The following is a 25,700-nucleotide window of genomic DNA, read 5'->3' as shown; positions in this document are numbered from 1 at the left end:
CCCCGACCCCCATGGCCAGGGCCGCCTGACGCCGCCAGCGTCACCCACGAAAAAGGGCGATCATCACTGATCGCCCTTTTTTCATGCCTGACGCTGGCTAGCGCCGGGTCTTCTGCCTGAGCAGGTAGACCGTCACCGCCGCGCAACTGGTGAAAGCCGCCACCCGGGCCCAGACATAGGGCACCAGCCAGCAGGAAAACCCCACGCTGATCCACATGGCGACGATGGCGTAGACCTTGCCCTTGAGCGGGATGCCGTCGCCTTCCAGATAGGGTTTGACCCAGGGCCCGAGCCACCTGTGGTTAATCAGCCACAGGTAGAACCGCTCCGAACTGCGCATGAAGCAGGCCGCGGCCAGCAGCAGGAAGGGCGTGGTGGGCAGCAGCGGCAGAAAGGCGCCGATGATGCCCAGGGCCACGCTCAGCCAGCCGATGCCCAGCAGCAGGTAGCGGACCCAGCCCTTGCGCTGGCGGGGTCCCGGAGTGGCCTCGTCCATCGCTCAGTGACGCGGCTTCAGCAGCGCCGGCTTTTCTTCGGGGGAATGGCAGAGCAGGAACAGCTGGGTCAGCAATTCCGGAATCTGCACCATCATGTCGGCGACCAGGCGGCGGTCCTGGGCGATCTCGGCGAATTCCGGCTGTTCGTCGAACAGACCCGAACCGACCATGATCGGCAGCAGCAGCTCGCTGACTTCGTCTTCGGCGTCCTCGAACCACACGGCTTCGCGCAGGAACACCCCTTCCATGAAGCCGATGCACCAGCCGCGCAGCTCGGAATCGTCCGGCTCCGGGCCGAGCTCCAGGTCGCAGGGCAGATCCAGCTCTTCGTCACTGCCCAGCACACGCAGGATGTGCGCCTTGAGCTGCACCAGGGAGCGCTCGATCTCTTCCTGCTGGGCGGCATCGCGATACTGCGGTGGCTCGGCGAAGAGCGCATCGATCCACTCGCGTTCGGGAACCTCTTCCGGGCAGATGGACAGGGCGGTCAGGTAGCCATGGGCGGCTACGTAGTCGAGCGCTTCTTCGTGCAGATCGTCTGCATCGAGAAAATCGCGCAGACGGGTCAATTGTTCGGCGAAGGACATCGGCTACTTACCTCGGAAAGGATTCGAAAGGGCAGAACGGCCGGAATTGTAGACGAGCGCCCGGGTCACGTCGAACTCGACGGCCTGGGGCCGGCCGACGGAAAAGCACCGCCGCAGTGACCCCGGCATCCGTATAATGGCCTTTCCATTCGAGGAGGCTTCATGTCAGAACCCGCGCTGCGCATCCTTAAAGACGTCTTTGGCTACGACGCGTTCCGTGGCAACCAGGCCCGGATCATCGAGCGTGTGGCCAGCGGTGGCGATGCGCTGGTGCTGATGCCCACGGGCGGCGGCAAGTCCCTGTGCTACCAGGTGCCGGCGCTCCTGCGGCCGGGCGTGGCCGTGGTGGTCTCGCCGCTGATCGCGCTGATGGACGACCAGGTCGCCACCCTGCTGGAACTGGGTGTGTCGGCGACCGCGCTCAACTCCACCATGACCGGCGAGCAGCAGAGAGCCGTCGCCGCGCAGCTGGAGCGCGGCGAGATCAAGCTGCTCTATCTCGCCCCCGAGCGCCTGGTCCAGCCGCGCATGCTTGACTTTCTCAAGCGCCTGCCGATCGCCCTGTTCGCCATCGACGAAGCCCATTGCGTGTCCCAGTGGGGCCATGACTTCCGTCCGGAATACATGCAGCTCGGCCAGCTGGCCGAACACTTCCCCGGCGTGCCGCGCCTGGCGCTTACCGCCACTGCGGATTCCCGCACCCGCGAAGAGATGGCCAGCCGCCTGCATCTGGAAGAGGCCGAGCGGTTTCTCTCCAGCTTCGATCGCCCCAACATCTTCTACCGCATCGTGCCCAAGGAAGCGCCGCGCAAGCAGCTGCTGGCCTTTCTCGTCGAGCGTCGCGGTGATGCTGGCATCGTCTACTGCATGTCGCGCAAGAAGGTCGAGGAGGTGGCCGAGCAGCTCAGCAACCAGGGCTTCCCCGCCTTGCCCTATCACGCCGGCCTGCCCAATGACGTGCGCGCCGCCAACCAGAAGCGGTTCCTCAACGAAGAAGGGCTGATCATGGTCGCCACCATCGCCTTCGGCATGGGCATCGACAAGCCCAACGTGCGCTTCGTCGCCCACCTCGACCTGCCCAAGAGTCTGGAAGCCTACTACCAGGAAACCGGCCGGGCCGGTCGCGATGGCCTGCCCGCTGACGCCTGGATGGCCTACGGCCTGCAGGACGTGCTGCTGCTGCGGCAGATGATGCAGAACTCCGAGGGCGACGAGCGCCACAAGCGCATCGAGCGGCACAAGCTCGAAGCCATGCTGGCGCTGTGCGAGGAAACCCGTTGCCGGCGCCAGGTGCTGCTGGCCTATTTCGACGAGCACCTGCCCCAGCCCTGTGGCCATTGCGACAACTGCATCGACACCGTCGAGACCTGGGATGCCACCGAGCCGGCGCGCCAGGCGCTGTCGGCCATCTACCGCAGCGGTCAGCGCTATGGGGTAGGGCACCTGGTCGACATCCTGCTCGGTCGCGAGACCGAAAAGATCACCAGCCTCGGCCACCAGCGGCTGGCCGTGTTCGGCCTGGGCAAGGCCCGTGGCGAAGACGAGTGGCGCACCCTGTTCCGCCAGCTGGTGGCCCGCGGCCTGGCCGAGGTGGACGTCGACGGCTATGGCGGCCTGCGCCTGACCGAGAGTTGCCGGCCGCTCCTGCGCGGCGAGGTGCGCATCGAATTGCGCCGTGACCCCAAGCCTCAGCGTGGCCGGGGCAGCAGTGGCAGCGGCTCGGCCAGTGCCGCCAGCCAGCTGGTGCGCGCCGACGAGCGCGAACTCTGGGAGGTCCTGCGTACCCTGAGACGCAAGCTGGCCGAAGAGCATTCGGTGCCGCCCTATGTGATCTTCCCCGACGCCACCCTGCTGGAGATGCTGCGCAGCCAGCCGCGCTCGCTGGACGAAATGAGCCGCGTCAGCGGCGTGGGCGCACGCAAGCTGGAGCGGTATGGCCAGGCCTTCCTCGACGTCCTCAATGACGGCGACGCCGCGCCGCCGCCGGTCGCTGACGTGCGCCACGAGGTGCTGACCCTGGTACGCGCCGGCATGACGCCCGAGCAGGCTGCGCGGCAGCTCAATTGCTCGGAAAAGAATGTCTATGCACTCTTGGCCGAAGCCATCGCCGGGCAGCAGATCGCCCTGGAACAGGCCCTCGACCTGCCAGAGGATCTGCTGGCGGAAATCCAGGATGCCTTCCTCGAAGACGAGGGCGAATTGCCGCCGGTAGCCCATGTCGCCGCGCGCTTCGAGGGGCGGGTGGCGAGTGGCGCGCTGTACTGTGTGCGGGCAGCCCTGCAGGCGGAATTGGCGGACTAGCGAGGCGCGGCGGTTGCCCCGCCATGCCTGTAACCAGAATAATGAGAAAATCCAAGTACAAGGTTTAGCCTGAATGACCCCTACCGATCCACACCTGTTTGGCCGCCAGATCTTCCACGTCTCCCGTGCCTGGCGCGCCGAGCTAGACCGGCGCCTGAGTCACCTGGGGCTGTCTCAGGCGCGCTGGCAGGTGTTGCTGAACCTGGCCCGGATGAAGGGCGTCCAGCCCACCCAGCGCGAGCTTGCCCAGAGCATCAGCATCGAGGGGCCGACCCTGGCACGGCTGCTGGACGGCCTGGAAAAGCAGGGTCTGGTCAAGCGTCTGGCGGTCACCGAGGACCGTCGCGCCAAGCGCATCATGCTGACCCAGGAAGCCGGTCCGCTGATCGAGAAGATCGAGACCATCGCCGAAGCCCTGCGCAAGGAACTGCTCAGCGGCCTCGACGATGAAGAGATCGCCATCTGCCAGCAGGTGCATCAGCGCGTCCTGGCCAATCTCGAGCGCGGCTGACCGCCGTCTGGCGGTTGGGATCGCCCGGGTTCCTCCGCTCAGCCCCGGCGTCGGGTCTGGCCGGAGCGTCTGGCATCGCTGCTGGCGCTCCTGGCCAGCCTTGGCCGCTTTGCTGCGCGCGCGGCCATCGGTTTGCCGTCTGTCGGTATCGATGCTACGTTCCAGCGTAGCGGAGGCGATTTTTGTGAGCCACCGCGCTAAAACACCGGTTTCCTCGAATACCTGACGCAGCGGTATCCATGGTCGCGAAACGCCGTCCCCTTGCCTTTGTTCTTTTGTCGGCCGCCGCGCTGACCCCTCTTCCTCAAGCGGCGTTCGCGCTCGGCCTGGGGGGCATCACCCTGCAGTCTTCGCTCAACGAACCTCTGCGCGCGCGGATCGAACTGGTCAACATCGGCGATGCCGGTGCCGAGGACTTCCGCATCCATCTGGCGGCGAACGAGGCCTTCGCCCAGGCCGGCGTGGATCGCACCCAATTCCTCGACGATCTGAAGTTCACCCCGCACCTGCGCACGGCGGCGGGCAGCTATGTCGAAGTGACCTCGCGCCGCTCATTGGTCGAGCCCTATCTGGGCTTCATCGTTCAGCTGGAACAGCCGGGCGGCAAGCAGCTGCGCGAGTTCACCCTGCTGGTGGATCCGCCACGCAGTGGTGGCGCGCCTACCAGCGTCGCCAGTATCGCCCCGGCGCGCGTTCCGGCGGTGCCCGCTCGCGCCGCCGCGCCGGCCGCCGATCCGGTGGTCCGCCAAACCGTAGCTGCGCCGCGCCAGGGGCTGGCGCCCTCGCCAGACCTGGCCGCCGGGGAGGGCGTCTATCAGACGCGTCCCAGGGACACCCTCTGGAGCATCGCCAAGCGACTGGGGCCCATGGCCAATCGATCGGCCGAGCAGCTCATGGCCGATCTGTTCGCCCTCAATCCGGCGTCCTTCGCCAACAATGATCCCGGACGACTCAAGGCCGGTCAGCGCCTGCGTCTGCCCGTGGGTGTCAGCGAACCTGCGCCGCGGCAGCCGGTAGCGGCCAAGACCACGCCGCCCGCGCCCAGCCCGGTACCCGCCGCACCAGTGGCCACGGCGCCCGCCCCGGCACCGGCACCTGCTGCGCCAGCATCTGCCGCTGCACCTGTTGCTGCGCCGGCACCGGTAGCGGAGTCGGTGGCGCCGGCGGCAGCCACGCCGCAGCCGGCCGGAAGCTCTGCCGAAGACACCAAGCCCCTGCTGGTGACGCAGGATCTCGGGCGTCAGGTCGGCGACCTGGAAGGTCAGCTGACTCAGCTGCAGGAGCGTTACGACGCACTGCTGGCCCAGAAAGAGGTGATGATCGAGCAGCTCCAGCAGGACCGTGAAGGTCTGCAGCAGCAATTGAAGCAGGCGCGTTCGGTGGCCCTGTCCACGCCGACGCCCGCCCCCGCGCCGCCGGCACCGGAAAGCCCTGCCGCTCAGGCGGCGCCCGTCGCCTCCAGTCCTGCCGCGGGCAGTACCGACGAAGGGCTGCTGTCTCTGCGCTCGCTGCTGTTGGCGGGTGGCGCAGCCCTGCTGGCCCTGGCCGGTGTGCTCTGGTGGCGCCGGCGGCAGGCGGAAGACGTCGTCTTCGACGACGCGGACGACGTCGAACGTGTCGAAATGGTCGAGCCCTTGCCCGAGCCGGTGCTGGCCGCTACCCAGCCGGTGGTTGTCAAGTCCAGGACCAAGCCCGCAGCCGTCGCCGCCAGTCCGGCGCCGGTCGACGATCATGCCGGTCGTGCGGAGATCTACATCGCCTATGGCCGCTATGGCCAGGCGCGGGAAGTGCTGGAAAGCGGCCTGGCCGAAGATGATCGGCGCCAGGATCTGCGGCTGTTGTTGCTCCGGGTGTTGGCCACCCTGGGCGAGGCTCAGGCGTTCAGAGAGCACGAGCAGCGTTTTCTGGCGCTGGGGGGCGTGGCGGCGAGCCTCGCGGTACTGCACGCCCAGTTTCCCGGGATGTCCGCCGATCCGGTGGAGCCCCTGCTGGAGGACGATCTGGACCTCGACCTGCCGGCCTTCGATGCGCCGGCCAGTGAATGGTCGGCGGAATTGCAGTTTGCCGAGCCGGCGGTACCTGCGCCGGTGACCGAGGAGCACTACGATCTGGATCTGGCGGATCTGAGTCTCGATGAGGCCATCGCCCTGACCGAAGAGCTGGACGCCGATTCCGGGTGGAAGCAGGTCGATGCCCTGGAAGTCTCCCTGGAAGACGACTTCCCCGAAGGTCTGGGCGAGTTGCCGGCGGTCATGGAGCTGGACCTGAGTCTCGACGAGCACTTCATGGCCGATGCCATTGCCCGGCGGTTTGCCGAGGCCGAGGCCTGTCTCGATCAGGGCGACGTCCAGCACGCCACCTCGCTGCTGCAGGAAATCGTCAGCGAAGGTAGCGACAGTCAGCGCGAGCGGGCCGAGATCCTGCTCTCGCGCATCGCCTGATCAGAAGCTGTTGCCCAGGTTGATGTAGAAGGCGTGTTCGCCCTGGTCGCTCAGGCCATAGGTGAACCTGAGTGGTCCCAGCGGCGTGTCCAGTCCGAGGAACAGACTGGCCGCGCTGATGTTGCCGCTGTCGTAGTCATCATCCCGATTCCAGATGCGTCCCTGTTCCAGGCTGCCGCCCAGATAGACCGGGGTATCCAGCGGGAACAGCGAGCGCTGCGTGAGCTGGTGGTAGTAGATCAGCCGCGCCAGGCCGTAATTCTGGCCGGACAGGGCATCCTGCCGATAGCCCGACAGCTGCCAGGCACCTCCCAGCAGGAAGCTGCTGGTTACCACGTTGGTGTCGCTGTCCGTCGACAGGGTGCGCCCCAGGCCGCCCCCCAGCACAAAGGTGTTGTAGCCATAGCTGAGCGCCTTGTTCAGGTGCAGGTCCAGCTGCCGGTAGCGCGAATCCGACCCCAGGCTCGGATCGAACTGCTTGAGCGTCAACGCCAGGTCCTGGCCCTCCCGCGGGAAGTTCACGTCGTCCAGATCGTCCAATGAATAGCGCAACTCGTAGAAGCCTTCGGTAAAGGATTCCTCCGGCGTGTCGCGCGGTCCGACATGCACCTTGGTGCTGCCCCAGTCATGGCCGATACCCAGGCGCACCTCGGCCTTGTTGCCGATCTGCCGACCCACATTGAGGCCAAAGCCATAGCGCTCGCGCCGGTATTCGGCGATGGGGTCGTTGCGCTCCAGTTGCTCGATGTTGCGGGCCTCGCCGCCGACGTAGGGGGCGATGAAGTAGCGTGAGCCCACATCCAGGGGTTGGTAGAACTCGCTGTAGAGCTCCTGGTGATCGCCGATCTGCATCCGGGTCAGCCATTCGCCGCCCAGGCGGTTGAGGCCGTTGATGCGATAGCTGGCGCCGAAGTTAAAAGCGCTGTCGCCCCGCAGGTCGTCCGATAGATTCAGGCCCAGCCGCAGGAAATCCGTCCCGCTGCGCTTGCCGCGGGCATAGATCACCAGCACGTTGTCGCCAGGGCCGTCCCGGCGGATGCGGTACTCCACCTGGTCGAAGTAATCCAGGCCGTAGAGGGTGCTCATGTCGTCCTGCAGCCGCTCGACATTGAGGGGTTCGCCCAGGCGCTGGCGGATGTAGTGACGAATGACCTCGTCCTCGACCTTGGAGTCGTTCTCGATGCGGATGGCGTCGATGACCGGGGTGCGGCTGCTGGGCGCGCGAGCGGCTGCCACGGCCGTGGAACGCTCGCTTTTCGCGTCCTTGCGCAACACCGCCAGTTCGTTCGCCATGGCCATGGTCGCCCAATAGCCGGCATCGATCAGCGCCCTGACCTCGCTGAAGTCGGCGCTGGTGTAGCTGGCCAATGGCGGCTGGATCAGCAGGTCCTGCTTGCCCAGGGTCGCCAGCTGGGCCTGGGAATTGTTGCGCGTCATCAGGGTGGTGGATTGATTGAGCACGTCCAGCACCGTGGTCAGGTCCCGACGCTTGAGCAAGGGGGTGCCGATGTCGACCACCACCACCCGCTGCGCCCCCATGTCCCGCGCCACGTCGATGGGGATGTTGTCGACCATGCCGCCATCCACCAGCAGCCGACCGTCGATTTCCACCGGCGCGAATACCGCCGGAATCGACATGCTGGCACGGATCGCTCGGGGCAGATGACCATGATCGAAGACCACCTTCTCGCCGGTGGTGATGTCCGTGGCCACGGCGCGGAAGGGGATGGCCAATTGGTTGAAGTCCCGGGTATCGCTGGTATGCACGAACAGCTTTTCCAGCATCATCCCCAGGTTCTGGCCCTGGATCACCCCGATGGGCAGGCCCAGGGTGCCGTCATCCCGAAAGCTGAGCTTCTGCTTGACCAGGAAGTCCCGGTCATCCTGCTTGCGCCGGAAGGGCACGTCCTTGCGTGGCGGCTGGTCGGACAGTACCTGGCCCCAGTCCATGTCCAGCGCGATGCGTTCCAGTTCCTCGGCGCTGTAGCCGGCGGCATAGAGGCCGCCGATTACCGCGCCCATGCTGGTGCCGGCGATGGCGTCGACCTGGATGCCCTGTTCCTCCAGGGCCTTGAGCACGCCGATATGCGCCAGTCCCCGGGCGGCACCGCCGGACAACACCAGGCCGACCTTCGGCGGCGGGGCACTCCAGGCCAGGGCAGACAGGAGAAGGCAGGCTACCAGCAGCAACAGGCGCATAGGACGGACCACATGGCGGACGGGAACGGGGGCTGCGTATTATAGGGAGCCCAGGCCTTGCGAGGTGTACCGTGGCGGACGCCGGACCTATCATCACCATCCACTACTGCACCCAGTGCCAATGGCTGCTGCGCTCGGGCTGGCTGGCCCAGGAGCTGCTCAGCACCTTTGGTACCGATCTGGGCGGTGTGACGTTGCTTCCGGGAACCGGGGGCGTGTTCGAGATCGCCTGTGGCGGAGAGGTGCTCTGGGAGCGGAAGAGGGATGGCGGCTTTCCCGATGCCCGAGCGCTGAAGAATCGGGTCAGGAACCTGCTGTTTCCGGAGCGCGACCTGGGGCACAGCGAAGGACAGCGGCGCGAAGGGGGAGATGGCGCCCCCGAAGGGGCGTGAGATCAGGCTTCCGTACTGACCGTATCCCGCACGTCGAGGGTATTGGTGGCCGGCGTAGCGGCGGGGGCGCTTACCTCGGCCGCGCGAATCTCCACGGCGTGCAGGCCCTTGGGACCCTGAACGATATTGAAGTTGACCGCCTGGCCCGCCTTCAGCGTGCGGTAACCGTCCATCTGGATGGCCGAGTAATGAGCGAATAGGTCTTCATCACTGTTATCTGCAACGATGAAGCCATATCCTTTGGCGTTATTGAACCATTTGACCTTGCCACTGAGCATACCGGCTCCCTCTGCAAAGGACTCCAAGCCTGGAGTATCATTCGACTACAGTTCCAGTGAATCCACACAGACGCCACTACAACGGAACCCTTGGTACCTCGTCGGTACAGGATGTTTGTAACACCCTTTCAGCCTTAGTCAAGGCAAGGCAATAGGCGGCTGAGACGTGGATCAAGCTCTTTTTTCCTGCTCTTCATCCCGTAATTCGGAATCGATCAGAATGCGTGTAATCGACCCCATCCGACTGGCGGCGGACGACAACGAACATCAGGACGGCGACAACGGCGGCCTGGCGGTGCAGGAGGCAAAACCTGCACTAAAACGGCCAGCCAGATATCGAGTTCTGATGTATAACGATGACTACACCCCGATGGAGTTCGTCGTCGAGGTGCTGGAGCGCTACTTCAGCATGAACCGCGAAGCTGCTACCCAGGTGATGCTTACTGTGCATACTCAGGGAAAGGCAGTCTGCGGAACATTTACTCGCGATGTCGCTGAAACCAAGGCCATGCAAGTCAATCAATATGCCAGGGAGTGCAACCACCCGCTGCTGTGTGAAATCGAAATCGAAAGTTAGATCTGTGCTGCTTGGGCTACTGTGCTGCTTGGGCTATGAGGTGAAGCTATGTTGAATCGTGAGCTCGAAGTCACCCTGAATCTCGCCTTCAAGGAGGCGAGGACGAAGCGTCATGAATTCATGACCGTTGAGCACCTCCTGCTGGCGCTGCTGGACAATGAAGCGGCGGCCACCGTGTTGAGAGCCTGCGGCGCCAACATCGATCGTCTGCGGCGCGATCTGTTGGAATTCATAGATTCCACCACGCCCCTGATCCCACAGCAGGACGACGAGCGCGAAACCCAGCCGACGCTGGGTTTTCAGCGTGTCCTCCAGCGTGCGGTCTTCCATGTGCAGAGCTCGGGCAAGCGCGAAGTGACCGGGGCCAACGTCCTGGTCGCCATCTTCAGCGAGCAGGAAAGCCAGGCGGTGTTCCTGCTCAAGCAGCAGAGCGTGGCGCGGATCGACGTGGTCAATTTCATCGCGCATGGCATCTCCAAGGTGCCAGGGGCAGCACCGGAAGCCGAGCAGGATCAGGACGCCGCCGAGGAGGAGGGTGCCGAACCCAGCTCCTCCAACAATCCGCTGGAAGCCTACGCCAGCAACCTCAACGAGCAGGCTCGCCAGGGTCGTATCGATCCGCTGGTGGGGCGTGAGTCTGAAGTCGAGCGCGTTGCCCAGATCCTTGCCCGGCGCCGCAAGAACAACCCGCTGCTGGTGGGCGAGGCCGGCGTCGGCAAGACCGCCATCGCCGAAGGCCTGGCCAAGCGCATCGTCGATGGTCAGGTTCCCGACCTGCTAGCCGACAGCGTGGTCTATTCCCTCGATCTCGGTGCGCTGCTGGCCGGGACCAAATACCGCGGCGATTTCGAAAAGAGATTCAAGGCCCTGCTGGCGGAGCTGAAGAAGCGGCCCCATGCCGTGCTCTTCATCGACGAGATCCATACCATCATCGGTGCCGGCGCCGCCTCGGGCGGGGTGATGGACGCCTCCAACCTGCTCAAGCCGCTGCTGTCCTCCGGTGAGATCCGCTGCATCGGCTCCACCACCTTCCAGGAATTCCGCGGCATCTTCGAAAAGGACCGGGCACTGGCTCGACGCTTCCAGAAGGTCGATGTCGTCGAGCCTTCGGTAGATGATACCTACGGCATCCTGCGTGGCCTCAAGGGGCGCTTCGAACAGCATCACCATATCGAGTACACCGACGAGGCCCTGCGTGCCGCCGCCGAGCTGGCTGCGCGCTACATCAACGACCGGCACATGCCCGACAAGGCCATCGATGTCATCGACGAAGCCGGTGCCTACCAGCGTCTGCAGCCCGAAGACCGGCGTGCCGAGCGCATCGACGTGCAACAGGTCGAAGACATCGTCGCCAAGATCGCACGTATCCCCCCAAAGACCGTCAACAGTTCCGACAAGGAGCTGCTGCGCAACCTGGAGCGCGATCTAAAGCTGACCGTCTTCGGTCAGGACCTGGCCATCGAATCCCTGTCCACCGCGATCAAGCTGTCCCGTGCGGGTCTGAAATCTCCGGACAAGCCGGTTGGTTCCTTCCTCTTCGCCGGTCCTACCGGGGTAGGCAAGACCGAGGTTGCCCGGCAGCTGGCCAAGGCCATGGGCGTCGAACTGGTGCGCTTCGACATGTCCGAGTACATGGAGCGGCATACTGTGTCGCGCCTGATCGGTGCGCCTCCCGGCTACGTCGGTTTCGACCAGGGTGGTCTGCTGACCGAAGCCATCACCAAGACGCCGCACTGCGTGCTCCTGCTTGATGAGATCGAGAAGGCCCACCCCGAGGTGTTCAACCTGCTGCTGCAGGTCATGGACCACGGTACCCTGACGGACAACAATGGTCGCAAGGCCGACTTCCGCAACGTGATCCTGATCCTGACCACCAACGCCGGTGCCGAAACCGCATCCCGTGCCTCCATCGGCTTCACGCTGCAGGATCACACCACGGATGCCATGGAAGTCATCAAGAAGAGCTTCACGCCCGAGTTCCGCAACCGTCTGGATACCATCATCCAGTTCGGTCGCCTGAGCACGGAAGTCATCAAGAGCATCGTCGACAAGTTCCTCACCGAACTCCAGGCGCAGCTCGAAGACAAGCGTGTCCAGCTCGAAGTCACGGATGCCGCCCGCGGCTGGCTGGCAGAGCGTGGCTACGATGTGCAGATGGGTGCCCGTCCCATGGCGCGCCTCATCCAGGACAAGATCAAGCGGCCGCTGGCCGAGCAGATCCTGTTCGGGGACCTGGCCGACCATGGCGGTATCGTCCACATCGACGCGGTGAACGACGAACTGGAGTTCGAGTTCGAGACCACGGCCGAACCTGCCTGAGGGCAGGTCGCGATTTACAATCACTCATGAAAAAGCCCGGCATTGCCGGGCTTTTTCATGAAAGGATTCGCTTAACGCGCGCGGTAAGTGATCCGGCCCTTGCTCAGATCGTAAGGCGTCAGTTCCACGCGAACCTTGTCGCCCGTCAGGATGCGGATGTAGTTCTTACGCATCTTTCCGGAGATGTGCGCGGTGACGACGTGCCCATTTTCCAACTCCACACGAAACATGGTGTTGGGAAGGGTGTCGACGACAGTACCTTCCATTTCGAAGCTGTCTTCTTTCGACATATATAGAAAAGCCCTCGGTGACAAGATAGGCCCAGAGCAGTCCGGGCGAAAAAGGCCCATATTCTGACAGAAATTCAGAAAAAGCGCTATTTCGTCAGGCCAGGGCGACCCAGCGCTGATTGACGAAGAGCTCAATGGGGCGGTACTCGGTCTTATAGGACATCTTGCGACACCCTTTGATCCAGTAGCCGAGATAAACCGCATCGAGGCCGAGGCGGCGGGTTTCGGCGATCTGCCAGAGGATGCCGAATACGCCCAGGCTGCGCCTTTCTTCGCTGGGGTCGTAGAAGGTGTAGACCGCCGACATGCCATTGGGCAGCACATCGGTCACCGCGATGCCGATCAGGCGGCCCTCGATGCGCATCTCGTAGAAGAAGGCGTAGGGCAGGTGGCTGACCAGGAAGGTGGAGAACTGGCCGCGGCTCGGCGGGAACATGTCGCCGTCGGCGTGGCGTTCGCTGATATAGCGGGCGTAGAGCTGATAGCGCTCTTCGGTGAAACCCGGGTCGCAGCGCGTGACCTTGATGTCGAGATTGCGCTTGAGTACGCGCGTCTGCTTGCGGCTGGGGCGAAAGCGAGCGACGGGGATGCGGGCGGGAACGCAGGCTTTGCAGAGCTGGCAGTGGGGGCGGTAGAGGTGATCGCCGCTGCGGCGAAAGCCCAGTTCGGACAACTCGGCGTAGATCTGACCGTTCATGGGCTGCGAGGGGTCGAGAAACAGCGTGGTCGCCTGCTCGTTGGGCAGGTAACTGCAAGCGTGAGGCTGGGTTGCGTAAAACTTGAGTCTCGCCAGCTCGGTCATGTCGAATCTCTACATAAGCCTGGCTTGAGTGTAAGTCACCCGTGGAAGGTAGGCCAGGCGGCCATGCTGGCCTGATCCAGGTATTTGGCCAGGTATTCGGCAAAGCGTTCCCGGGAGAGACTGCTCGCGCCGAGACTCTCCAGATGCGCGGTTTGCATCTGGCAGTCGATCATCACGAAGCCCCAGGCGGCCAGGTCCCGTACCAGGGTCACGAAGCCGATCTTGGAAGCGTTGTCGGCGTGGCTGAACATGGACTCGCCAAAGAACAGCTTGCCCATGGCGATGCCATAGAGACCGCCGACCAGCTGGTCACCGTCCCAGACTTCCACGGAATGAGCCCAACCCTGGGCGTGCAGTTCCTGGTAGGCCTGGCGCATCTCCACGGTGATCCAGGTGCCGTCGGCATCACGTCGCGGACCGGCGCAGGCCTGGATCACCCTGGCGAAGGCCTGATCGTAGGTGACGCGCAGCGGCGTCTTGCGCAGCGTTTTCGCCAGGCTGCGGGAGACGTGCAGGTCCGGCGGGAACAGCACCGTGCGGGGATCCGGCGACCACCAGAGCAAGGGCTGGCCGGCCTGGTACCAGGGAAAGCAGCCGTGACGATAGGCGCCGATCAGGCGTGCCGCGCTCAGGTCGCCGCCGATGGCCAGGAGGCCGTTGGGTTCGCGCAGCGCCTGCTGCAGGGGCGGGAAGTCAGGGCTTGCGCGGGTCAGCCATTTCACCATGGTAGGGGAGGGCGCCTTCTGATGGGTGGAGCCGAAGGGTGCGGCTTGTGCGTAACAAGCTCAAGAAATCGTCATAACTCTTTGTCAGGACAACGAAAGAATGCTCCAATGTTGTGCCTGAAGGCGGTTCCGGTACGGCCGTCCGCTATCGTGCCATGTTTCGCCGCGGGACTGTAGAAGCAGGGCCCGGGCGATCTAGAATGGCGCACTGTTTTTGATTCACGGTCACACGTTCCGTGTGCGGGAAAAGCGCGCTTGAAGCAATCCAGTTCTGTCAGCCACGTCAACCAATGGCGTGAGCATCTGCATTATCGTCTCAAGGAGGTGGTGCTCATCGCACTGGCCGCCTTGTGCCTGTATCTGCTCATGGCTCTGCTGAGCTACGACCCCTCCGATCCGGGCTGGACCCACACCAGTCGCATCGATCAGGTCCATAACACCGCGGGCCGCGCCGGTGCCTGGCTGGCCGACGTGCTGTTCATGGCGCTCGGCTATTTCGCCTTCGTGTTCCCCGTGCTGCTCGCCGTCAAGACCTGGCAGATCTTCCGCAAACGGCACCTGCCCTGGGAGTGGAGTGGTTGGCTGTTTTCCTGGCGGCTGACCGGTCTGGTCCTGCTGGTGATCTCGGGTTCGGTACTGGCCTATATCCATTTCCATGCGGTGTCGGCGCTGCCGGCGTCCGCTGGCGGCGCGCTGGGCGAGAGCCTGGGGCAGCTGTCGGTCGCAGCCCTCAATGTCCAGGGCAGCACGCTGCTGTTCCTCGCGCTGTTCCTGCTGGGATTGACGGTCTTTACCGATCTGTCCTGGTTCAAGGTGATGGATTTCACCGGCAAGGTCGTACTCGACCTGCTGGATCTGGTGCAGGGTGGCTTCAGCCGCCTGGCCGGCGGTCGCCGTCACGCGCCGGAACTGGACGTCTTCGACGAGCCGGTGTCGCCGCCGGTTGCGCGCAAGCCCAAGGCCCGCGAGGTACCGATTCCCGTCGCAGACGAAGACCTCGACGATCTGCTCGACGTCGCGCCGCCGCCACGGGTGGAGCGTGCCGCGCCGCGCATCGAGATGCCCGCGCCCAGTCGCTTTGTCGCCGAAGCGCCCGAGTCCGCGCCTGTCGCTGCCGCGCCTGTCCCGGCGCCGGCCAGTGTCGCCCTGCCCACGCCGCCGCCGCGCAAGGCGGCGCCAGCCCCGGTCTCCGCGCCCTATTCGCCGGGCGCCGTAGTCCGGGTCGACGCGGATCTGGAAGGTACCCTGCCGCCACTGTCGATCCTGGATCGCGCCGAGAAGAAGCAGCAGAGCTATTCGCCGGAATTCCTCGAGAACATGTCGCGCCTGCTCGAGGTCAAGCTCAAGGAGTTCGGCGTCGAGGTGATCGTGGAGAGCGTCCATCCCGGCCCGGTGATCACCCGCTTCGAGATTCAGCCGGCGGCCGGCGTCAAGGTCAGCCGCATTTCCAACCTGGCCAAGGACCTGGCGCGTTCGCTCGCCGTGTTCAGTGTCCGGGTGGTGGAAGTCATTCCCGGCAAGACCACCGTGGGTATCGAGATCCCCAACGAGGATCGCCAGATGGTGCGCTTCTCCGAGGTCCTCGAATCGCCCGAGTACGCGGCGGCCAAGTCGCCCGTCACCCTGGCCCTGGGTCACGACATCGGTGGCAAGCCGGTCATCACCGACCTGGCCAAGATGCCGCACCTGCTGGTGGCCGGTACCACGGGCTCCGGTAAGTCGGTGGGCGTGAACGCCATGCTCCTGTCGATCCTGTTCAAGTCGAGTCCGGAAGACGCGCGCCTGATCATGATCGATCCCAAGATGCTGGAACTCTCGATCTACGAGGGCATTCCGCACCTGCTGTGTCCGGTGGTGACCGACATGAAGGAAGCCGCCAATGCCCTGCGCTGGAGCGTGGCGGAGATGGAGCGGCGCTACAAGCTGATGGCGGCCATGGGCGTGCGTAACCTGGCCGGCTTCAACCGCAAGGTGAAGGACGCGGAGGAGGCGGGTACGCCGCTGACCGATCCGCTCTATCGTCGCGAGAGCATGGACGATGAGGCACCGCTGCTGAAGACGCTGCCGACCATCGTGGTGGTGGTGGACGAATTCGCCGACATGATGATGATCGTCGGCAAGAAGGTCGAAGAATTGATCGCGCGGATCGCGCAGAAGGCGCGGGCGGCCGGCATCCACCTGATCCTGGCCACCCAGCGGCCCTCGGTGGACGTCATCACCGGTCTGATCAAGGCCAACATCCCGACGCGGATGGCCTTCCAGGTGTCGAGCAAGATCGACTCCCGGACCATTCTCGACCAGGGCGGCGCCGAACAGCTGCTCGGTCATGGTGACATGCTCTACCTGCCACCGGGCACCGGCCTGCCGATCCGCGTCCATGGCGCCTTCGTGTCCGACGACGAGGTCCATCGCGTCGTCGAGGCCTGGAAGGAGCGCGGTGCCCCCGACTACATCGAAGACATCCTCAGCGGTCCGGACGAGGGCGGTGGTGCGGGCTTCGACGGTGGCAGCGGCGAGGGTGGCGACAGCGACGAGGACGATCCGCTCTATGACGAGGCCGTGCGCTTCGTCACCGAGAGTCGTCGGGCCTCGATCTCCGCGGTCCAGCGCAAACTCAAGATCGGTTACAACCGGGCGGCACGGATGATCGAAACCATGGAAATGGCCGGTGTCGTATCGCCCATGAACACCAACGGCTCGCGCGAGGTCACAGCGCCTGCCCCGGTGAGAGACTGACATCCATGAGGACCTCGATGCACAAGCTGCGTTGCTTCGCCCTGGCCGCCCTGGCCGCCGTAAGCTTTTCCGCCCATGCCGACCAGGCGTCGGTGGGTCGTCTGTCGCAACTGCTGGACAAGGCCCAGACCCTGACCGCGCGCTTTTCGCAGCTGACCCTGGATGGGTCGGGTACCCGTCTGCAGGAAACCGCCGGCAACATGAGCCTCAAGCGCCCGGGGCTGTTCCGCTGGCATTCCGATGCGCCCCAGGAGCAGCTGCTGGTGTCCGACGGCAAGCAGGTCTGGCTGTACGATCCGGACCTGGAACAGGTCACCATCCGCAAGCTGGACCTGCGCCTGACCCAGACGCCGGCGCTGCTCTTGTCGGGTGACATTTCCAAGATCGAAAGCAGCTTCGACGTCACCAGCAAGGATGCCGGCAACGTGGTCGACTTCGTGCTCAAGCCCAAGACCAAGGACACCCTGTTCGACAGCCTGCGGCTGTCGTTCCGCAACGGCGTGATCAACGACATGCAGTTGATCGACGGTGCCGGTCAGAGAACCAACATCCTCTTCTTCAACGTCAAGCTCAACGAGCCGGTGGCCGCGTCCCAGTTCACCTTCCAGGTGCCCAAGGGAGCCGACGTCATCCAGGAGTGATCGCACCCCATGGATCTCTTCAGTAGCGCACCCGTCGGGCAGCCCTTGGCTGCCCGCATGCGTCCCGCGACCCTCGATGAATACGCGGGTCAGCAACACCTGCTGGCGCGGGGCAAACCTCTGCGCGAGGCGCTGGAGCAGGGCGCGCTGCATTCGATGATCTTCTGGGGACCGCCAGGGGTGGGCAAGACCACCCTGGCGCGGTTGCTGGCCCAGGTGTCCGATGCCCATTTCGAAACGCTCTCGGCGGTGCTTTCCGGGGTCAAGGAGATCCGCCACGCGGTGGAGGTGGCCAAGCAGCAGGCCGCCCAGTATCGCCGCCGCACCATCCTCTTCGTCGACGAGGTGCATCGCTTCAACAAGTCGCAGCAGGATGCCTTCCTGCCCTATGTCGAAGACGGCACCCTGATCTTCATCGGGGCGACCACCGAGAATCCCTCCTTCGAGCTCAACAACGCGCTGCTGTCGCGGGCCCGGGTCTATGTGCTCAAGAGTCTGGACGACGAGGCCCTCGGCGGCCTGGCACGCCGTGCCCTGACCAGTGCCAAGGGCCTGGGCGAGCGGCAGCTGAGTCTGCCGGACGACGCCCTGACGCTGCTGCTGGCCGCCGCCGACGGTGATGGTCGGCGACTGCTCAATCTGCTGGAGAACGCCGCGGACCTGGCCGAGGACGGTGGTGTCCTGGACGCCGAACTGTTCCAGAGTCTGCTGGGCGATCAGCGCCGCCGCTTCGACAAGGGTGGCGAAGCCTTCTACGACCAGATTTCCGCGTTGCACAAGTCGGTGCGCGGCTCCAATCCCGATGGCGCCCTCTACTGGTTCGCCCGGATGATCGACGGCGGCTGCGATGCGCTGTACATCGCCCGGCGCGTGGTGCGGATGGCCAGCGAAGACATCGGTAACGCCGATCCGCGCGCCCTGAGCCTGTGCCTGGACGCCTGGGATGTCCAGGAGCGCCTGGGCAGTCCGGAGGGCGAGCTGGCCATTGCCCAGGCGATCGTCTATCTGGCCTGCGCGCCCAAGAGCAACGCCGTCTATATGGGCTACAAGGCCGCCCTGGCCGACGTGCGCCAGAACGGCTCGCGTGAGGTGCCGCTGCACCTGCGCAATGCGCCGACCAAGCTGATGAAGAACCTCGGCTATGGCGACGAATACCGCTATGCCCACGATGAGCCCGAAGCCTATGCCGCGGGAGAGGACTACTTTCCCGAAGAACTCGAGCCGCGCCGCTACTATGAGCCGGTTCCCCGTGGGCTGGAGCTGAAGATCCGCGATAAACTGCAGCACTTGGCGGACCTCGATCGGTCCAGCCCGCGTCAGCGCCGGCCGCGTTCCTGACGCCCCGCCCGCACGGCTGCCCCCATTCCTAAGCAAGAGACACGGACATGCTTGATTCGAAACTGGTTCGCACCCAAACCGAGGAGGTGGCCGCACGTCTGGCGACCCGTGGCTACGTTCTTGACGTCAGCCTGGTGGAGTCGCTGGAAGCCCGTCGCAAGGCCGTGCAGACCCGCACCGAGACCCTGCAGGCCGAGCGCAATGCCCGCTCCAAGGGGATCGGCCAGGCCAAGGCGCGTGGCGAGGACATCGCGCCGCTGCTGGCCGAGGTCGATCGCATGGGCAGTGAACTGGAAGAAGCCAAGCGCGAGCTGGATCGGGTCCAGGGCGAACTGGATGCCCTGCTGCTGGGCCTGCCCAACCTGCCCGACGCCTCGGTGCCGGTTGGCAAGGACGAAGACGACAATGTCGAGGTCCGTCGCTCGGGTACCCCGCGCGACTTCGATTTCGAGATCAAGGACCACGTTGCCCTGGGCGAGACCCACGGCTGGCTGGATTTCGAGACCGCTGCACGGTTCTCCGGCGCCCGCTTCGCCGTGATGCGCGGCCCCATCGCGCGGCTGCACCGTGCCCTGGCGCAGTTCATGCTCAACCTGCACACCGGTGAGCATGGCTACGAAGAGACCTATACCCCCTACCTGGTGCAGGCCGAGACCCTGCAGGGCACCGGTCAGTTGCCCAAGTTCGAGGAAGACCTGTTCAAGATCGGCCGCGAAGGCGAGAGCGATCTCTACCTGATCCCCACCGCCGAGGTGACCCTGACCAATCTGGTCGCCGGCCAGATCCTCGATGCCAAGCGCCTGCCGCTGAAGTTCACTGCCCATACCCCGTGCTTCCGCAGCGAAGCCGGGGCCTCGGGTCGCGACACCCGCGGCATGATCCGTCAGCACCAGTTCGACAAGGTGGAGATGGTCCATATCGTCGAGCCGAGCACCTCCTTCCAGGCCCTGGAAGAGCTGACCGGTCACGCCGAGACCGTGCTGCAACGGCTGGAACTGCCCTACCGGGTGCTGTCGCTGTGCACCGGCGACATGGGTTTCGGCGCCACCAAGACCTACGACCTGGAAGTCTGGGTGCCGAGCCAGGGCAAGTATCGCGAGATCTCGTCCTGCTCCAACTGCGGTGACTTCCAGGCGCGCCGCATGCAGGCCCGCTACCGCAACGCCGAGGGCAAGCCCGAGCTGGTGCACACCCTCAACGGCTCCGGCCTGGCCGTGGGTCGTACGCTGGTCGCCGTGCTGGAGAACTATCAGCAGGCTGACGGCAGCATCCGCGTCCCCGAGGTGCTCAAGCCCTACATGGGCGGCCTCGAGGTCATCGGCTGATGGATTACCTGCCGCTCTTCCACAAGCTCGATGGTCGTCCGGTACTGGTGATCGGCGGGGGCGATATCGCCCTGCGCAAGAGCGTGCTGCTGGCCGAAGCCGGCGCGCGCATCACCCTGGTGGCGCCGGAAATCGAGCCGGAGGTACGCGCCTTCGTCGAGGCGCGGGGCGGCAGTTGCCGGGTCGAGCGCTATGCGGCGGATCACCTCGCCGGGCACTGCCTGGTGATCGCGGCCACCGACGATGACGAGGTCAACGAGACGGTGTCCCACGATGCCCAGGCCCTGGGCCTGCCGGTCAACGTGGTGGATGCGCCCAAGCTGTGCACCGTGATCTTTCCGGCCATCGTCGATCGTTCGCCTCTGGTGATCGCCATTTCCAGCGGCGGTGACGCCCCGGTGCTGGCGCGCCTGGCGCGCGCCAAGCTGGAGAGCTGGATTCCGGCGACCTATGGCCAGCTGGCGCAACTCGCCCAGCGCTTTCGCGCCCGGGTGAAGAGCCGCTTCGCCGACCTGCAGGCGCGGCGGATCTTCTGGGAAGAGGTGTTCCAGGGCGAGGTCGCGGAAAAGGTCTTTTCCGGCCAGCCCCAGGCTGCCGAGCAACTGCTGGAAGCCAAGCTGAACAGCGAGACGGCCAGTTTTCGCGGCGAGGTCTATCTGGTCGGCGCCGGTCCCGGTGATCCGGATCTGCTGACCTTCCGCGCCCTGCGGCTGATGCAGCAGGCCGATGTGGTGCTCTACGATCGCCTGGTGGCGCCGACCATCCTCGACATGTGCCGGCGCGATGCCGATCGCATCTATGTCGGCAAGCGGCGCGCCGAGCATGCGGTGCCCCAGGACGATCTCAATCGCCTGCTGGTCAAGCTGGCCCAGGAGGGCAAGCGGGTGCTACGGCTGAAGGGGGGCGATCCTTTCATCTTCGGTCGCGGTGGCGAAGAGATCGAAGAGCTGGCAGCCGAAGGCATTCCTTTCCAGGTGGTGCCGGGCATCACCGCGGCCAGTGGTTGTGCCGCCTATGCCGGCATTCCCCTGACCCACAGAGACCATGCCCAGTCGGTGCGCTTCGTCACCGGCCATCTCAAGGACGGTTCGGCCGATCTGCCCTGGACCGATCTCGTGGCGCCAGGGCAAACCCTGGTGTTCTACATGGGCCTGGTGGGGCTGCCGACCATCTGCGCGCAACTCATCGCCCATGGCAAGGATCCGGCAACGCCGGCGGCGCTGGTCCAACAGGGCACCACGCCCAATCAGCGGGTGTTCACCGGTACCCTGCAGGATCTGCCGCAACTGGTGGCCGAGCACGAGGTCCACGCGCCGACCCTGGTGATCGTCGGCGAAGTGGTGGCGCTACGCGAGAAGCTGGCCTGGTTCGAAGGCGCCCAGGCGGCGGTCTGATCTCAGTCCGCGCCCTGGATCCCGGCTCCGCTCAGGGCCTCGCGGCCATGGGGCAGGTCCAGCTCCAGGGCCGGCCCCTTGGGCACGATACCGGTCGGGTTGATCTGCGCATGACTGCCGTAGTAGTGGTGCTTGATGTGCTGGAAGTCCACGGTCTCGGCGATCCCCGGCCACTGATACAGCTCCCTCAGCCATCCCTGTAGCGCCGGATAATCCCGAATGCGCCGCAGGTTGCACTTGAAGTGGCCGTGATAGACGGCGTCGAAGCGAATCAGGGTGGTGAACAGGCGCCAATCGGCTTCGGTCAGCCATTCGCCGGTGAGATAGCGCTGGGTCTGCAGCAGCTTTTCCAGGTCGTCGAGGGTGGCGAAGACCTCGTCGAAGGCTTCTTCGTAGGCCTCCTGGGTGGTGGCGAAACCGGCTCGGTAGACACCATTGTTGACCTTCGGATAGATACGGTCGTTGAGGGCATCGATGCGACCGCGCAGGGCCTGCGGGTAGAGATCCAGGCGATTGCCGGTCAGGTCATCGAAGGCGCCATTGAACATGCGGATGATCTCGGCGGATTCGTTGCTGACGATGCGCTCTTCCTGACGATCCCAGAGCACCGGGACGGTAACCCGCCCGGTGTAGTCGGCCTGGTCGCGCTGATAGAGCTGGTAGAGGCGGTCGAGATGATAGAGATCGTCACCACTGGCGCCCCTGGCCAGGTCGAAGGTCCAGCCTTCCTCACGCATCAGCCAGCTGACCACCGAGACGCCGATCAGATCTCTGAGGCTCTTGAGCTGGCGATAGATCAGGGTGCGGTGCGCCCAGGGGCAGGCCAGGGACACATAGAGTTGGTAGCGACCGGCTTCGGGGGCATGGCGTGCGGCGCCCTGCGGAATGGCTTGCTCGGGGCGGGCGATCCAGTCGCGACGCTGGGCTTCTTCCCGTTTGAAATGGCCATCCTTGCCATTGTCGTACCAGCGGTCCTGCCACTGTCCATCGACCAACAAGCCCATATCGTCATCCTCCGCTACGTTGCGGTTAGGAACCCGGGGAGCCGCTCCGGGTTCCTGAGGTGACGTCAGAGCGTCCGCTCGCGCGCTTCCCAGCGCCGCTCGGCTTCACGCTGGGCGCTGGCCTGATCCTGACCCAGGGCACGCAGGGCCACGGCCAGGGTGGCGGTGACTGCCAGGCGCCCATAGGGATCTTCCGCTTCACCGCGCCAGGTAGCGGCCAGCAGGGCCGGATCGAGGCGCTCCGGCTTGACCTGGCGGCGCTCGGTCAGCGCCGGCCAGATTTCGTCCCAGGCTTCGCCAGCACGGGTGCCATAGAGGTGGGCGATGACATCGGGATTGCGCTCGACTTCACCCCCTTCGCCCTTGATGACGATGCTGTCGTCAGCCAGCAGGCAACTGGCTTCGCGATGCACCTCCTGGTAGCCGGGGTGGAAGATGCTCTGCAGGATGCAACGCGCCTGGCTGGGGTTGAGCAGCCGTACCAGGGAATGGATCGGCGAGCGCAGGCCGAGCTCGGCCTTGAGATCGATCATCCGCTGCAGGGCCGGCATCCAGGCGGCCAGCGGCAGGAAGGCCGGCTGACCACGATCGAGCAGGGTGCCGACACCCTGCCAGTCAGTGGCGGTCGGCATCCCCAGGTCGGCCAGGCACTGTTCGGTATAGAGTCGGCCCGCGGTGTGGGTACCGCCGCCATGCATGACCACCCGCACGCCGCTACCGGCCAGGCATTTCACCGCCAGCAGGTACCAGGGCAGATGACGCTTCTTGCCGGCGTAGGAGGGCCAGTCGAGGTCGACCGTGAAGCCTGGCGGCTGCAGGCGCGCGCGGACGGCGCGGGTGAAGCCGGCCAGCTCCTCGGCGCTCTCTTCCTTGTGCCTGAGCAGCATGAGAAAGGCGCCGAGCTGGGCATCGGTCACCCGGCCGTCGAGGATCAGGCCCATGGCCATTTCCGCCTCGGCCTCGGTCAGGCTGCGGGCGCCGCGCTTGCCCTTGCCCAGGGCCCAGACATAGACGGCGAAGGGATGTTCTTCGGGCGTGGTGAAGGTCATAGACAGTTATCCGGTTTCGGCAGGCCGGCCAGTTTGGCGCCGAGCTTGGCCGGCGCGCCCTTGAACAGCAGGTTGAGCTGCAGACTGGTGCCCAGTTCCGGGCCCAGCGTCTGGGCAATGTACTTGATCAGCGGCCGATTGGCCGGCGAAAGCTGGAAGTGGGCGTAGAAGTCACGCAGCGCCTGCAGCACCTGCCAGTGGCGCTCGGTCAGCTCGATGCCTTCCTTGAGTGCCAGTTGCTGGGCCACTTCCGGACTCCACTGAGAGAGGTCGCGCAGATAGCCTTCGGGGTCGAGGTCGAGAGGAGGCATGCTCAGGTCCAGCTGATGACCTTGGCGCAGCTCACGCTCAGGTCGACGAAGGTGGGGTAGTCGATCAGGGTCACGGCTCGTTCGGGGTGCAGGCGACGGGCCTGGACATCCTCCGCCAGGGCATAGAGTGCTGCCTCGGCCGGAAGTCGGGCCAGCCGCTCGGCCGCAACGCTGCCAGGGCGCAGGGCCTCGACCGCAGCGCCGGTGAGCAGCACGGTGTCCTCGCTACGGACCCAGCTCAGGCCGTCCAGGGCGCCGGCGTCCAGCAGCGGCGAGCGGGAAAACAGGTGCAGGGTAGTCAAATGGAAATCACCTGGTCGTATTCATGAATCAGCGCTGCCAGGGCCTCGGGCTCCAGTGGTGTCACCCAGGCGGGCAGTTGCTCGGGCGTGATACCCAGGCGCTGCAGGGCGGAGGCTTCGGCGTAGATGGCCTCGACACCGAACAGCGGCAGCGCGGAAAGGTTGGCACTGAGATCCTTTTGCTCCAGGGCAGCGCTGTCGGCGGCCAGCAGCTGGGTCACGCCAGGCCCTGCGAACAGCAGCGCCAGGGGCAGTTCGAAGGCACCGCCGGCCAGTACGATATCCAGGGCCTCGCGCGGACCGGGGCCGCTCAGTGCCGGCTGGCGGGAGATGACGAGGGTGCTCTTGGCCATGCTAGTCGCCTCCAAAGCAGAGCAGGCGATCGGCGTCCTGTATCGCTTCATGCAGTTGGCCCAGACCGGACAGCTGCCAGGGCGCCCGCACGTTCACCGCGCCCTCACGTTCATAGCGCCGCGCTTCGTTCTCGTCCAGCAGCCCACGCTTGAGGGCGGCGGCGATGCAGACCACGGCGTCGATCTGGTGGCGTTCGATCAGCTCCCGCCAACGCGCGGGCAGATCCGACTCGTCCTGGCCGCTGACCAGGGCATGGGAGGCGTTATGGACACCGTCGCGATAGAGAAACAGGCGCGACAGCTCGTGCCCCCCGGCCAGCAGTGCCTCGCAGAAGCGCAGGGCTCGACGCGCCGAGGGCGCCTGGGGTGGAGAAAGGACAACGATGGCAAATTTCATGGATGTAAAAAGGCCCGCCGAAGCGGGCCTCTCGGGCTACCGCTGATGATCAATCGTTGCTGCTGGCAAATCCGAAGATCTGCAGCAAGCTGATGAACATATTGTAGATCGAGACGTACAGGGTGATGGTAGCCATGATGTAGTTGTCTTCACCACCGTGCACGATGGCGCTGGTCTGGAACAGGATGGCCGCGGCGGCGAACAGCACGAAGCCCGCGCTGATGGCCAGTTGCAGACCGCTGATCTGGACGAAGAAGGACAGCACCACGGCGCCCAGCAGGATCCAGAAGCCCGCCATCAGGAAGCCACTGAGGAAGCTCATGTCCTTGCGGCTGATCAGGGCGTAGGCCGACAGACCAAAGAAGGCCAGGGCGGTCATGCCGGCGGCGGAGGCGATCACGCTGCCCCCGTTGGGCAAGCCCAGGTACATGTTCAGGATCGGGCCCAGGGTGTAGCCCATGAAGCCGGTCAGCGCGAAGGTGCTGACCAGACCCCAGCCGCTGTCGCGGGTCTTCACGGTCAGGAAGAACAGGCCATAGAAGCCGATCAGGACCACGAAGATGTTGGGGTAGGGCAGCCGCATCTGCTGCGAGACGAAGGCGACCAGGCCGCTGAACGCCAGGGTCATGGCCAGCAGGGCATAGGTGTTGCGCAATACACGGCTGACGTCCCGCGGTTGCGCGATGGCAGGGTTATAGGCGTATTGACGCTCGTTCATGGTGTACTCCAAAGCTAGATTAACGGTGTGGTGTACCGTACGACCCCGAAGATAGCAAATGTTGCTTAAGGATCGCTTGCGACTGTTTGACAGTGTGTTGCCATCAGGTACTATGCGCCCCTCTTACGGAAGTGTGGCCGAGTGGTTTAAGGCAGCGGTCTTGAAAACCGCCGACTCGCAAGGGTCCCAGAGTTCGAATCTCTGCGCTTCCGC

At 64.9% G+C, this 25,700-nt stretch carries 25 protein-coding genes and 1 tRNA gene; 12 read left to right on the top strand and 14 right to left on the bottom strand.

Annotation, left to right across the window (positions count from 1 at the left end):
* Nucleotides 1-97: 97 nt before the first annotated feature.
* Both GSQ95_RS11070 and GSQ95_RS11065 read right to left on the bottom strand, forming a co-directional pair.
* Nucleotides 98-496 (bottom strand): YbaN family protein, encoded by a 399-nt coding sequence (locus tag GSQ95_RS11070; protein ID WP_158895046.1) that lies wholly within the window; start codon nucleotides 494-496, stop codon nucleotides 98-100.
* Nucleotides 497-499: 3 nt separating this feature from the next.
* Entirely contained in the window at nucleotides 500-1,084 is a 585-nt protein-coding gene (locus tag GSQ95_RS11065; RefSeq protein ID WP_158895048.1) for a YecA family protein, read from the bottom strand.
* Nucleotides 1,085-1,246: 162 nt separating this feature from the next.
* Here GSQ95_RS11065 and recQ point away from each other — a divergent pair, with 162 nt between their 5' ends.
* From recQ to GSQ95_RS11050, 3 genes are all read left to right on the top strand, one after another.
* Complete coding sequence (gene recQ / locus GSQ95_RS11060; protein WP_158895050.1) at nucleotides 1,247-3,385, top strand: DNA helicase RecQ; 2,139 nt, start codon at nucleotides 1,247-1,249, stop codon at nucleotides 3,383-3,385.
* A gap of 73 nt (nucleotides 3,386-3,458) precedes the next feature.
* Entirely contained in the window at nucleotides 3,459-3,896 is a 438-nt protein-coding gene (locus GSQ95_RS11055) for a MarR family transcriptional regulator (protein ID WP_007162293.1), read from the top strand.
* 239 nt (nucleotides 3,897-4,135) lie between these two features.
* On the top strand, nucleotides 4,136-6,337 hold the full coding sequence (locus tag GSQ95_RS11050; protein ID WP_158895052.1) for a FimV/HubP family polar landmark protein: 2,202 nt from the start codon (nucleotides 4,136-4,138) through the stop codon (nucleotides 6,335-6,337).
* Here GSQ95_RS11050 and GSQ95_RS11045 read toward each other — a convergent pair whose 3' ends face one another.
* Nucleotides 6,338-8,536, bottom strand: coding sequence for a patatin-like phospholipase family protein (locus GSQ95_RS11045; RefSeq protein WP_158895054.1), 2,199 nt, complete (start codon nucleotides 8,534-8,536; stop codon nucleotides 6,338-6,340).
* A gap of 71 nt (nucleotides 8,537-8,607) precedes the next feature.
* On the opposite strand from GSQ95_RS11045, the gene GSQ95_RS11040 reads away from it, so the two are divergent.
* The gene (locus tag GSQ95_RS11040; RefSeq protein WP_158895056.1) at nucleotides 8,608-8,928 is read left to right on the top strand and encodes a SelT/SelW/SelH family protein; all 321 of its coding nucleotides are present in this window, start codon (nucleotides 8,608-8,610) and stop codon (nucleotides 8,926-8,928) included.
* A gap of 2 nt (nucleotides 8,929-8,930) precedes the next feature.
* Here GSQ95_RS11040 and cspD read toward each other — a convergent pair whose 3' ends face one another.
* Nucleotides 8,931-9,206, bottom strand: coding sequence for a cold shock domain-containing protein CspD (cspD, locus tag GSQ95_RS11035; protein WP_158895058.1), 276 nt, complete (start codon nucleotides 9,204-9,206; stop codon nucleotides 8,931-8,933).
* A 220-nt stretch (nucleotides 9,207-9,426) separates the two neighbouring features.
* Between cspD and clpS the strand changes: the two genes are divergently transcribed.
* Nucleotides 9,427-9,783, top strand: a complete 357-nt coding sequence (gene clpS, locus GSQ95_RS11030) for an ATP-dependent Clp protease adapter ClpS (protein WP_007162298.1) — start codon at nucleotides 9,427-9,429, stop codon at nucleotides 9,781-9,783.
* A gap of 48 nt (nucleotides 9,784-9,831) precedes the next feature.
* A complete protein-coding gene (gene clpA, locus GSQ95_RS11025) occupies nucleotides 9,832-12,102 on the top strand; it encodes an ATP-dependent Clp protease ATP-binding subunit ClpA (RefSeq protein WP_158895060.1) in 2,271 nt (756 codons plus the stop codon).
* A gap of 71 nt (nucleotides 12,103-12,173) precedes the next feature.
* On the opposite strand, the gene infA is transcribed toward clpA, so the two are convergent.
* From infA to aat, 3 genes are all read right to left on the bottom strand, one after another.
* Nucleotides 12,174-12,392, bottom strand: coding sequence for a translation initiation factor IF-1 (gene infA / locus GSQ95_RS11020; RefSeq protein WP_002553999.1), 219 nt, complete (start codon nucleotides 12,390-12,392; stop codon nucleotides 12,174-12,176).
* A 94-nt stretch (nucleotides 12,393-12,486) separates the two neighbouring features.
* Nucleotides 12,487-13,194 (bottom strand): arginyltransferase, encoded by a 708-nt coding sequence (locus GSQ95_RS11015; protein WP_158895062.1) that lies wholly within the window; start codon nucleotides 13,192-13,194, stop codon nucleotides 12,487-12,489.
* Nucleotides 13,195-13,229: 35 nt separating this feature from the next.
* On the bottom strand, nucleotides 13,230-13,919 hold the full coding sequence (gene aat / locus GSQ95_RS11010; protein ID WP_158895064.1) for a leucyl/phenylalanyl-tRNA--protein transferase: 690 nt from the start codon (nucleotides 13,917-13,919) through the stop codon (nucleotides 13,230-13,232).
* Nucleotides 13,920-14,174: 255 nt separating this feature from the next.
* On the opposite strand from aat, the gene GSQ95_RS11005 reads away from it, so the two are divergent.
* The 5 genes from GSQ95_RS11005 to cysG are packed head-to-tail and all read left to right on the top strand — an operon-like array spanning nucleotide 14,175 to nucleotide 21,353.
* Nucleotides 14,175-16,655 (top strand): DNA translocase FtsK, encoded by a 2,481-nt coding sequence (locus GSQ95_RS11005; RefSeq protein ID WP_158895066.1) that lies wholly within the window; start codon nucleotides 14,175-14,177, stop codon nucleotides 16,653-16,655.
* A 17-nt stretch (nucleotides 16,656-16,672) separates the two neighbouring features.
* On the top strand, nucleotides 16,673-17,296 hold the full coding sequence (gene lolA, locus GSQ95_RS11000; protein ID WP_007162303.1) for an outer membrane lipoprotein chaperone LolA: 624 nt from the start codon (nucleotides 16,673-16,675) through the stop codon (nucleotides 17,294-17,296).
* 9 nt (nucleotides 17,297-17,305) lie between these two features.
* Nucleotides 17,306-18,634, top strand: coding sequence for a replication-associated recombination protein A (locus tag GSQ95_RS10995; RefSeq protein ID WP_158895068.1), 1,329 nt, complete (start codon nucleotides 17,306-17,308; stop codon nucleotides 18,632-18,634).
* A 47-nt stretch (nucleotides 18,635-18,681) separates the two neighbouring features.
* Nucleotides 18,682-19,959, top strand: coding sequence for a serine--tRNA ligase (gene serS, locus GSQ95_RS10990; RefSeq protein WP_158895070.1), 1,278 nt, complete (start codon nucleotides 18,682-18,684; stop codon nucleotides 19,957-19,959).
* The gene (gene cysG / locus GSQ95_RS10985; protein ID WP_158895072.1) at nucleotides 19,959-21,353 is read left to right on the top strand and encodes a siroheme synthase CysG; all 1,395 of its coding nucleotides are present in this window, start codon (nucleotides 19,959-19,961) and stop codon (nucleotides 21,351-21,353) included. Before serS ends, cysG begins: the two co-directional genes overlap by 1 nt.
* Before the next feature lie 2 nt (nucleotides 21,354-21,355).
* On the opposite strand, the gene GSQ95_RS10980 is transcribed toward cysG, so the two are convergent.
* From GSQ95_RS10980 to GSQ95_RS10950, 7 genes are all read right to left on the bottom strand, one after another.
* Nucleotides 21,356-22,357 carry a glutathione S-transferase family protein gene (locus GSQ95_RS10980; protein WP_158895074.1) on the bottom strand — a complete coding sequence of 334 codons (1,002 nt, stop codon included), beginning with the start codon at nucleotides 22,355-22,357 and terminating at the stop codon, nucleotides 21,356-21,358.
* A gap of 65 nt (nucleotides 22,358-22,422) precedes the next feature.
* Entirely contained in the window at nucleotides 22,423-23,406 is a 984-nt protein-coding gene (locus tag GSQ95_RS10975; protein ID WP_158895076.1) for a glycosyl transferase family protein, read from the bottom strand.
* On the bottom strand, nucleotides 23,403-23,717 hold the full coding sequence (locus tag GSQ95_RS10970) for a TusE/DsrC/DsvC family sulfur relay protein (protein ID WP_133859216.1): 315 nt from the start codon (nucleotides 23,715-23,717) through the stop codon (nucleotides 23,403-23,405). Before GSQ95_RS10970 ends, GSQ95_RS10975 begins: the two co-directional genes overlap by 4 nt.
* 2 nt (nucleotides 23,718-23,719) lie before the next feature.
* Complete coding sequence (gene tusB / locus GSQ95_RS10965) at nucleotides 23,720-24,019, bottom strand: sulfurtransferase complex subunit TusB (RefSeq protein ID WP_158895078.1); 300 nt, start codon at nucleotides 24,017-24,019, stop codon at nucleotides 23,720-23,722.
* Nucleotides 24,016-24,372, bottom strand: a complete 357-nt coding sequence (gene tusC / locus GSQ95_RS10960; protein ID WP_158895080.1) for a sulfurtransferase complex subunit TusC — start codon at nucleotides 24,370-24,372, stop codon at nucleotides 24,016-24,018. Before tusC ends, tusB begins: the two co-directional genes overlap by 4 nt.
* Nucleotide 24,373: 1 nt before the next feature.
* Nucleotides 24,374-24,769, bottom strand: a complete 396-nt coding sequence (gene tusD, locus GSQ95_RS10955; RefSeq protein ID WP_158895082.1) for a sulfurtransferase complex subunit TusD — start codon at nucleotides 24,767-24,769, stop codon at nucleotides 24,374-24,376.
* Nucleotides 24,770-24,818: 49 nt separating this feature from the next.
* Nucleotides 24,819-25,487 carry a Bax inhibitor-1/YccA family protein gene (locus GSQ95_RS10950; RefSeq protein WP_158895084.1) on the bottom strand — a complete coding sequence of 223 codons (669 nt, stop codon included), beginning with the start codon at nucleotides 25,485-25,487 and terminating at the stop codon, nucleotides 24,819-24,821.
* 127 nt (nucleotides 25,488-25,614) lie between these two features.
* Here GSQ95_RS10950 and GSQ95_RS10945 point away from each other — a divergent pair.
* Nucleotides 25,615-25,699 (top strand) — tRNA-Ser (locus tag GSQ95_RS10945).
* The last annotated feature ends 1 nt before the right edge of the window (nucleotide 25,700 follow it).

The organism is Pseudomonas sp. BAV 4579, from assembly GCF_009765395.1.
Classification (GTDB): Bacteria; Pseudomonadota; Gammaproteobacteria; order Pseudomonadales; family Pseudomonadaceae; genus Chryseomonas; species Chryseomonas aestiva.
This window is presented reverse-complemented; position numbering and strand designations above follow the sequence as displayed.